The sequence below is a fragment of the Anaerococcus groningensis genome (assembly GCF_046365465.1).
In the GTDB taxonomy this organism is placed as follows: Bacteria; Bacillota; Clostridia; order Tissierellales; family Peptoniphilaceae; genus Anaerococcus; species Anaerococcus groningensis.
This window is the reverse complement of record NZ_JBGMEG010000008.1, coordinates 57,700-67,233: the sequence shown is the minus strand read 5'-3', so window position 1 is coordinate 67,233 and position 9,534 is coordinate 57,700. Positions and strand designations below refer to the sequence as shown.

Here is a 9,534-nt window from a genome sequence, read left to right as displayed (position 1 = left end):
GTTATTCCGTGTTTACGGGTTCAGCTCATTTTGGGAGCTTTTTTAAAATTCTATTATATTTTTCATAAACGCCTTATTATTTTCTAGTACTTTAAAGATTATAACACCAATTAAGCTTACCATGACAAATTCACTTGCCATAAATGAAAATAGCATAGTAATAAATGCTCCGGAGTTATCTAATAAAAAGTAAGTTCCTAAAGCTGGAACAGATACTAATAGAACTGGAAATAATGAAGCTACAAATAAGTTGTCAGTCCTTGTCATAAGTTTAAAAGCTATATATGATGATAAAGTACCAAATATTACATCAAACCAAGCCATAGGACTAAATAAGTTTGCTATAGCACATCCTAAAACTAATCCAGGTATATATTTTTTGTTATAAAAAACTAATAATACCAATATTTCTGAAAAACGAAACTGGATTGGCCCGTATTGTGGCATAGGAACAAGTAATGTTAACACAACATACAAAGCTGCAACTATAGCAGACCTAACCAAAAAGTTAGTATCTTTTGTAAAATTATTTCTTTCTGTCATTTTTTCTCCTTGATTTTTTTTCTGTAATGGGTGCCAAGAAACATTACTTAGCTATGATACCATATTATTATGAAATATAAAAATAATATTGAACACACACTAGGATTGAGTAAAATAAAGGTATGAAAAAACAATTAATAGCTACAACTATCATGCTTATAGCTCTTAGCTCCTGTACAAGCAGCTTAGGAAATAATTCTGATGGTTTAGTTGATCAAGAAAATATAAATATAGTATCAGATATCAATGAGCTTGCTATAAACACATTTTTAAAATCAAATGATAAAACACTTTCTGATATGGTTATAGATGAAGAAGAAAATCTAAATAAAAGTACAGAGCCAAAAGCTAAGTCAGAAGTAAAAGAAGATATTATAAAAAATGTAGAGAAATACGCAGATAAAGACCCTAAGGCTCGTTGGGTATATGATAACTTTTTTAATATAACAAGTGTAGAGGCATATCTTACAGGAAATGACCCAGATACTATTGAATTTGTTTATAATATGAACCACAATATAACAGATTTTCCAAATAATCCAGGCCCTTCCTTAGATTTAGGAAGAAAAACCCCTCTCTATCTACAATGGGATAATAGATGGGCTTATAATGAACTAGGTCAAAGAAATATAGGTATATCTGGTTGTGGTCCAACATCTACCGCTATGGTTCTATCAAGAATAAAAAATGATCTGAGTATTTCCCCTGATAAAATTGCCAAAGATGCTAAGACTTATATGTCAAGTGAAGGAATCTCATGGGCATTTTTTCCAGATGAAGCAAAAAAATACAATCTTAACTCAAAAGATATTGCTGTAAATGAGAAAGAAATGATAGATGCACTTAAAAAAGGTCCATTAATAGTTTCTGTAAATAGAGGCTACTTCACATTATTCGGCCATATATTTGTTATAGATTCATATGAAGATGGAAAATTTTTGATAAATGACCCAAACAGTGTAAAAAATACCATGAGACCTTGGTCTTTTGAAGAAATGAGCAATCAAATAGCCCATATTTGGCAAATATATTAATTTGACAAGATGCTAATGGAGGCATATAATAAAATAGTATTTTATTTGCACCATTAGCTCAGTTGGTAGAGCACCTGACTCTTAATCAGGGTGTCCAGAGTTCGAACCTCTGATGGTGCACCAGATTTTTAAACTGCGATTTAATTCGCAGTTTTTTTATTTACAAATTTTCATAAAAAAAATAGATTGAATAAACCAATCTATTTTTCCTTATCCTGAATGATATAGTTTGCTAAGTCTAGCATTTCTCGTGCCATATAATAGTTATCACCTAAAAGATCATAAATTGCATCTTCAGTTAGGATTCCTTGATTAATATCACTTGGAATTTCTCCTTTATTTGACGCATCATAGTCTTTCATAAAATCTTCACTATAGTAGTATTTTTCTAATTTTTCTAATTCTTTTTGGTGGTCCTTAAATTCTTGAAGAGCGTTACATAATTTATCTGTTAGCTTTTTATGGTCTTCATAAATTTTAGTTAATTCAATAATGTAATCGTAGTCCATTGGTCTACCCCCTATTTAATTTTTCTATAATAGTATCTACCTCATTTTTAATCTTATAACCATAATTATCACTGCCACTATTTGTAGTTACTATTATAGTACCTAATTTTTCAAGTAAGACAATCAACTGGCCACCCGTTCCTGAGGCAAAGATAATCCCATTTTCTGATTGCCACAAGCTATATCCATAGTAATCTTCTGATAGATATTTTTGCTTAGCTTCTTGGTTATTGTCAAAATATGGAGCTTTCATTTTTTTAATCCAATCTTTACTAACAATTTGCCTACCTTCAAAGTTGCCATTATTTAAAAGTAACTTTCCTATTTTTAATAGGTCATCAGCTGATAGATAAAACTTGGTTGCTCCTGCTAGATAATCACCATATTTATCAGCCTTAGCATTTTTTATAGCCAAGGACTTAAATAAATTTTCATCTATAAAGTCAAACAAATCATACCCTAAGACCTCCTCCATAGCAGCTGCTAGGATAAAGTAGCTAGCATTCGAGTAGAGAAAATAAGTTCCTGGTTTGTAGTAAATAGGATGATTGATTACTTCAGTTAATAAGTTACCTACATTAAATTTATTTATATCCTTACTCATCAAGAGGATATCTCTGTATCCTACACTATGAGTTAGAAGGTGTTTAACTTTAATTTGCTTTAAATATTTTTCATTCTTTGTATTGGTTAAGTTTACTTTATTTTTAATTATTGGATAAATGTATGTTTCTTCATTAAAACCAATATGTTTTTCTATTAAAATCCCACAAGTAAGGGCAAGAATAGTTTTTGCTATAGACCTAATATTGACTTGCTGATTATTTTTCTTATTTACTATATAACCCTGCCCATATTTATAGACAATTAAAGATTTATAGCCAGTATCATTTAGCTCAAGATTTTCAATAATATTCATCAATACCTATCACTTAAAAAGCTTTTTTATAAATATTTAAGATATCTTCTTCTTTTAAAGTCTTAAATCCATCTATTTGACTTTTATTTTTATTTTCTAAGCAATTTTTAGCCATAATAGGAAGGTCTTCTTCACTAAATCCTTCTTCTTTTAAACTTAGATTAATTCCTAAAGATTCTAGAAAATCTTTAAGCGCATCTATAGCTTTTTTTGCATCATATATTTGTGAATTAGTTTTTTCTATATCAAAAACGTTGTAACCAAATGTTGCAATTTTTTCACTTGTTTTATCATCTAAACAATATAGAAGCCAAGCTGGAGTTAGAATTGCAAGTCCTACCCCATGAGTTATATCTCTTAAGGCAGATAATTCGTGCTCCATAGCATGGACTGACCATTCTGTTGCCTTTCCAGCACTAATCAGACCATTGATTGCCCAAGAGTTTGCCCACATAAGATTTGCTCTTGCTTCATAGTTATCATTTTCTTTTATAGCTATTGGACCATATTTTATACAAGTTTTTAAAATACCTTCTGCGAACCTATCATTTAAATAAGCACCATCATTTAATGTAAAATAATTTTCCATAGTATGGCTCATAATGTCTACAGTACCTGCTGCAGTATGGTAAGAATCTACACTGTAAGTATATTCTGGATTCATTATTGCAAATTTTGGTCTTACGTATTCAGATCCCCAGCCAAGTTTTTGGCCTGTTTCTTCATTTGATATAACAGAACCAGTATTCATTTCAGATCCAGTAGCTGCAAGAGTTAAAATACTACCTAAAGGTAGAGCATTTGTAACTTTTTCTTTTTTTATTACTATATCCCATGGATCACTATCAGTATAAAAACCAGCCGAAATTAATTTTGCCGAGTCAACTACAGAGCCCCCACCAACTGCTAATACAAAATCAACATCATTTTCCTTAGCTACTTTTACACCTTCACGCACCTTATCGATTCTAGGATTTGGTACAACACCCGATAGCTCAAAATGGGTAATAGAATTATCCTTAAAAATCTTTAAAATTTCATCGTAAAGTCCGATTTTTTTAATAGAGCTTCTACCATAAACTAAAAGTACTCTTTGCCCATATTTTTTTATCTCATCTGCTAGGTTATTAAGTTGGTCTTTACCAAATAATATCTTAGTTGATATATTAAAATTAAAGTCTTTCATATTGCCTCCTTATAAAACTTACTTATTTTAGTATTTACCCTTATTATCCTACAAAAAATTATAAATATAACAATCTTTTATAAGATTTAATATTTACTTAATAAGCAAATTGTCTCCACCTGTCATTATTAATCAGTATCTATAATTTTTGATATTTTTCAAAAGTCTCGTCTGTGAGTTTGTGTTAATAAATAAGCATCTTATAATTTATTATATCACTCTGGAGTAAAGAAAAAACAGCCCTTAAAAGAGCTGTTTAGATTACTTTTTCCTGTTCTAATCGTATTACTTAAATTAGATGGCCTGAAAACATTACTATAGGAAGTAATATGATTAACAGAATATTCAACACTATAAATAATCCGTCTTTCTACTTTACTCCAAATAATAAAGCTAATTAGTTCAATATTTGTACAAACATTGATATGAGTCCAGTTGTTCTTAGCTTTGTATAGTTTTCAAATATATCGACTGGAAGTAGTTAAGAAATTACCAAAATTGCGATTCCAACTACAAATAATTATTTACTGATTTTTTCTTCATATACTCCTCTTTATTTGAAATTATATTGTTCGAATTAAATCTATAGTCGGTCTGTCTAATATTCTCTTTAAGGAGATGTGATAGATTAACAAGTTTGCAGCGTATACAACTATCGAAAATACTAAGAACGCTAGGTGATTGTAGTATTTTAAAAATACATAAAAACTATATCCAGATGAAATTATTGACATGATTGTAATAACAAAAAAAGTCATTAATATTGCTAATGCAAATGATTTTATTTGTTCAAATACAAATTCTTGTTTTAATAATTTTTCTAAATCAGTCTTTTCCATTCCTATTGAATATAAGTTGCCAATTTCTTTTTTCCTTGCCATCAAGCTTGAATTTATAGAAGCATATCCATTTGTGATATTCAAAGCAAGAATTATAGCTGATAGGATGAAGTTTGTGTTTAAAAGTACACCCAAGAAATTGTCATCCTCCTCATTCCTATCACTATCACTATAAACTTCATAGCGCTCATCTGTTCTAGGATTTCTATCTAAAAATTCCTTAATAGATTCTTTGCTATCAGAAATTCCATCAGGATTCACATCCATTTTTAGAGCAAAAGGATAATTTACTAGATTTCCATTACCGGTATACTCTAAGAGTTTGAAGTAGGTATCAAAATCTGTAAAAATATAGACGACACCTCGATTAATTTTTAATGTAATATCTTTTAAATCATCTATGCTCTTACTAATGTCAATTGAGGTTTTGTTTCCACTTGCTGTTATTACATCTAATTTTTCGGGATTTTCAAAAAACTTAACCATTTTAGCATCTCTTAACGGCTCAGTAGGGTTGGACTGGATCATATTATATAAAATAAATTCTCCTTTATTACCTCCTAATATATTAAGGTCTTCTTCTCTAAGCCCTACAATTTTTCCTAAAATTAGATTTCCTTCAGTATAGCTACTATTTTCTAATAAAAATTCTTCTAAACCATTCGTAAAAAACTCTTCCGAAAATTCTAAATTATTTTCTATAGATAAATTTCTCTGCTGGAATATAAATGATTTTTTAGAATCAATTCTTTTATCAACTTCTATTAGATTATTAGGAAGCGTAGGATCACTACTCCAATAATCAACTGTCAAATTATAATCATCATCATAAGCCCCTAAATCTACCGCATAACTTGAAAAAGATATCAAGATAAATAAAACTGATATTATTAAGACCCCTATTGTTGAAATATATGATTGTGACTTAATACTTGCAAGATTATTTATCCTTAGTTCCTTAAAAATAGTACTAGCTCTTTTCTTTTTTGATTTTTTAAAGTTTATTAGTCCTTTTAAGCCATCTATAATCTCTATTTTCTTTATTTTCCTCAAAGTAATTGCAAGCGATATAAATATTATTAATAAAGAAATCAATATTATAACTAGGCTTAATATAATATTAAAATCTACAGAAGTTGGCATATCTATGCTCAAATTAGTATTGATCAGGCTAAAATATTTTTTAATTACTACATAGCCTAAAAAATGTCCTAGCAATAATGGTAAGATCGATATGATAACTGCTTCTTTAAAAAGCAAAGAAAGTATCTGTGAATCTGTGCTACCTATTGATTTATACATGGATAAGACCTTGATTTTCTCTAAAGACCATACCAAAAATATATTTTTATTAAAAAATACAAATATAGCTATAGCTAAGATTATAAGAAAAACTGTTGATAATTGTTTTAATATTCTTCCCACATTACTTTCATATAAGTAATAACGCTCAACAATTGATGGTTCAAATTCAATTTTAATTTTCTTACCCAGTTTATTTGATAGATCTTCTTCAATTATACCTTGATTATCATAAGCTTTATAAAGTGATTTAAATCTTACGGCTGTCAGTTTATTCTCATAATCTGAATCAATAAGTATATTTGCTACACTGATATTATTAGGATTATCCTTAATAATTCCAACTATTTTCATTTCCTTACTTGTTGTTTTTATGAATTTTTCATTACTTGTAGGCTTGTATGTAGGATCTACAATATTTCCATTTAAAGTTCTTTTTCCAAATTCAACTCTTACACTATCTGACAAAGCTAAATTTTTATTTTTTATAACATTCTCGCTAAGGGCAATTTCATCGAAATTATTAGGGTATCTTCCTTCTTTTAAATTATAATCACCCTTCATATTGGCAATAGCTTGGTCAAATAGAGAGATTGATAAAATTTCGTCTTCAATTTTTCCCGATATTGAATCACTCGACTCGAAACCTGCCTCTTTAACATATTCATTACTCTTTATATTAGCCAAATCATTTTCCTTTATATCTCCTTCTATATAGGCATCTTCGTAATATTCGCTCCTGAATTCTCTATTTGTAAAAGATATGCTAGAAAATGAATAATAGAATATCACTGTAAAAAACAAGGAAACAATAAAAACCGATATAAAAATAGGGAAATTCTTCTTATTCATTTTTCTCATCTCCTACAATTTTCCCATCTACTATAGTTACAATACGACTTGCTTCTAGAGCGATTTTTTCGTCGTGAGTGATTAGGATTATTGTTTGTTTTAAGCTTTTATTGAAATATTTAAAGATTTCTATTATTTCCTTGGAGTTTTTCCTATCTAAATTGCCTGTTGGTTCATCAGCTAGGATTATTGATGGTTTGTAGATAATACTTCTCGCTATGGCAACTCTCTGCTGCTGACCACCTGATAATTCGCTTGGGAAAGAATCGAGTTTACTTTCTATACCAAGTTTTCTAACTGTATCAAGTAAGATTTCTTCATTGATTTTTCTTTTATCAAGTTTTAGTGGAAGTTCTATATTGTGTCTTACAGTCAAGTTTTGGATTAGATTATAAAATTGATATATTAGACCTACTTTTCTCCTACGAAAAAGAGCTAGTTCCTTTGAAGAATACTGAGAAATATCATTACCTTCTATATAAACTTTGCCCTCACTTGGACTATCTACTCCTCCTATGATATGTAAGAGAGTTGACTTACCAGATCCACTTGGTCCAACAATAGCGACGAATTCACCTCTTTCAATTGTCAAATCAACTCCATCTAAGGCCACCACCTTAGAATTGCCTTCTCCGTATTCTTTTCTTAAATTTTCTACTTTTAAAATTTCCATACTTGCCTCCTTTTTCTTATATCAAGGTAAGTATATAAAAGTAAAGTGATTTTTAGGTGATATTGTAAAATTTAATTTCAAATCTTGCTCCAGCATCAATATTTGAAACAGAAATGTCACCGTTGTTTTTCTGGGCAATTGTTTTCGCCATAGCAAGGCCAATTCCAAAACCATTTGAGTCAGGTGTTTTATAAAATCGTTTAAAAATTTTTTTCATATTCTCTTTTTCAATTCCTCCACCATTGTCTTCAATGATTAAGCTTGTATAGAGGGGGTTTTTATATGATGAAACCATGATTTTATCACAAGTCGGTCTATTATCAGCATTTTTAACAATATTGATTAGAGCTTCTGCCAGCCAATAAAAATCACCATAAATACTATTTTCCTTTAAACTTTCTGCTACTTCTACATTAGTTGATCTCCTTAAATCTAAACTATCTAAAGCATATGTCACTAATTCATCTAAACGAATTTCTTCTTTTTTCATTAAATCTTTATTTGCATCAAGGCTTGATAATTTGAGTAAAATATCTGATAGAGAGTTTAATCTAATAGTTTGCCTTTTTAATATCTCTATATCCCCATTAGCTGGAAAGTCTATCTCCAAACTCTCTATAGAAAAAAGCATAGATGTAATGGGAGTTTTTATTTGATGAGCGATATCTTCTAGGTATTCTATTTGCTTTTCACTATTTCTTCTACTTGTCTCTTTAGCTTCTACTATTTCTATAAAAAGCTTGTAAATATTATCTTCTAAAATCGAAAAATCATCTTGTTTCATAGGGATTTTATATTCTTGATTTTTCATATTTTCTATCAAATCTATAAGCTCAATTATTCTATTTTTCTTTCTTTTTTTCAAAAAATAATAAAGTAGTCCGAGACTTAATATCCAAAATACATATAACATCTCAATCCATCCTATAACCAATTCCTCTAACAGTAGTAATAACTTCCCTATCAAGTTTTTCCCTAATTCTTTTTATTGTCGATGTGAGAGTATTGTCATTTACAAACTTATCCCTATCTTCCCAAAACATTTCTAACAGCTGGCCTCTTGTATAGACTCTGTGAGGATTTTTAATAAATAAGACTAGTATTTCATATTCAAGTGGAGTCAGCTCTATTGGATTACATTTATAATAAACTTTTGACTCTTTTAAATCTATTTTGATATCTTTATAAGTGATTTTTTTGTCTTGACTTAGAGGTATTGTCCTTAAAACTGCATCAATTCTTGCCCTCAATATTGCAAGGGAAAATGGCTTAATCAGATAATCATCTGCTCCTTGATCTAGGGATTCAATGATAAAATCTTCATCATTTTTAACTGTTATTACAATAACTCTTATGTCCTTATCTTTTAATCTTTCTATCAAATGATGACCATCTTTATCTGGTAGATTTATATCAAGTAGTGCTACATCTATATCAATATTCATTTTATATTCTGCTTCATAAAAAGATGATGCAATCTCAACCCCATAGCCATCTTTAATTAGATATTTTTTCATTTGTAAGGCAATATCTTTGTTGTCTTCTATAATTAAAACATTTTTCATTATTATCCCCTTAATTGAGTTTTAATAGTCATACTCACAGTATACAATCTATAATTTAATAAATTAATTAAAATAATTGAATATAAAATTAGTAAAAAAGACTTACAATTTT

Annotated in this window: 9 protein-coding genes and 1 tRNA gene; 2 read left to right on the top strand and 8 right to left on the bottom strand. The window is 29.1% G+C overall.

Going from position 1 to position 9,534, the window contains the following annotated elements:
* Positions 1-42: 42 nt before the first annotated feature.
* On the bottom strand, positions 43-543 hold the full coding sequence (locus tag AB9Q04_RS05330) for a QueT transporter family protein (RefSeq protein WP_410024332.1): 501 nt from the start codon (positions 541-543) through the stop codon (positions 43-45).
* Positions 544-665: 122 nt separating this feature from the next.
* Here AB9Q04_RS05330 and AB9Q04_RS05325 point away from each other — a divergent pair, with 122 nt between their 5' ends.
* On the top strand, positions 666-1,577 hold the full coding sequence (locus AB9Q04_RS05325) for a C39 family peptidase (protein WP_410024331.1): 912 nt from the start codon (positions 666-668) through the stop codon (positions 1,575-1,577).
* A 47-nt stretch (positions 1,578-1,624) separates the two neighbouring features.
* Positions 1,625-1,700 (top strand) — tRNA-Lys (locus AB9Q04_RS05320).
* A 77-nt stretch (positions 1,701-1,777) separates the two neighbouring features.
* Here AB9Q04_RS05320 and AB9Q04_RS05315 read toward each other — a convergent pair.
* The 7 genes from AB9Q04_RS05315 to AB9Q04_RS05285 form a co-directional block, all read right to left on the bottom strand.
* Positions 1,778-2,086, bottom strand: a complete 309-nt coding sequence (locus AB9Q04_RS05315; RefSeq protein WP_410024330.1) for a DUF4298 domain-containing protein — start codon at positions 2,084-2,086, stop codon at positions 1,778-1,780.
* Between the two features lie 4 nt (positions 2,087-2,090).
* Complete coding sequence (locus AB9Q04_RS05310) at positions 2,091-3,005, bottom strand: serine hydrolase domain-containing protein (RefSeq protein ID WP_410024329.1); 915 nt, start codon at positions 3,003-3,005, stop codon at positions 2,091-2,093.
* A gap of 13 nt (positions 3,006-3,018) precedes the next feature.
* On the bottom strand, positions 3,019-4,191 hold the full coding sequence (locus tag AB9Q04_RS05305; RefSeq protein WP_410024328.1) for an iron-containing alcohol dehydrogenase: 1,173 nt from the start codon (positions 4,189-4,191) through the stop codon (positions 3,019-3,021).
* 563 nt (positions 4,192-4,754) lie between these two features.
* A complete protein-coding gene (locus AB9Q04_RS05300) occupies positions 4,755-7,184 on the bottom strand; it encodes an ABC transporter permease (RefSeq protein WP_410024327.1) in 2,430 nt (809 codons plus the stop codon).
* Positions 7,177-7,857, bottom strand: coding sequence for an ABC transporter ATP-binding protein (locus AB9Q04_RS05295; RefSeq protein WP_410024326.1), 681 nt, complete (start codon positions 7,855-7,857; stop codon positions 7,177-7,179). Before AB9Q04_RS05295 ends, AB9Q04_RS05300 begins: the two co-directional genes overlap by 8 nt.
* 52 nt (positions 7,858-7,909) lie before the next feature.
* Entirely contained in the window at positions 7,910-8,770 is an 861-nt protein-coding gene (locus tag AB9Q04_RS05290) for a sensor histidine kinase (protein ID WP_410024325.1), read from the bottom strand.
* Between the two features lies 1 nt (position 8,771).
* Positions 8,772-9,422, bottom strand: a complete 651-nt coding sequence (locus AB9Q04_RS05285) for a response regulator transcription factor (RefSeq protein WP_410024324.1) — start codon at positions 9,420-9,422, stop codon at positions 8,772-8,774.
* Positions 9,423-9,534: the final 112 nt, after the last annotated feature.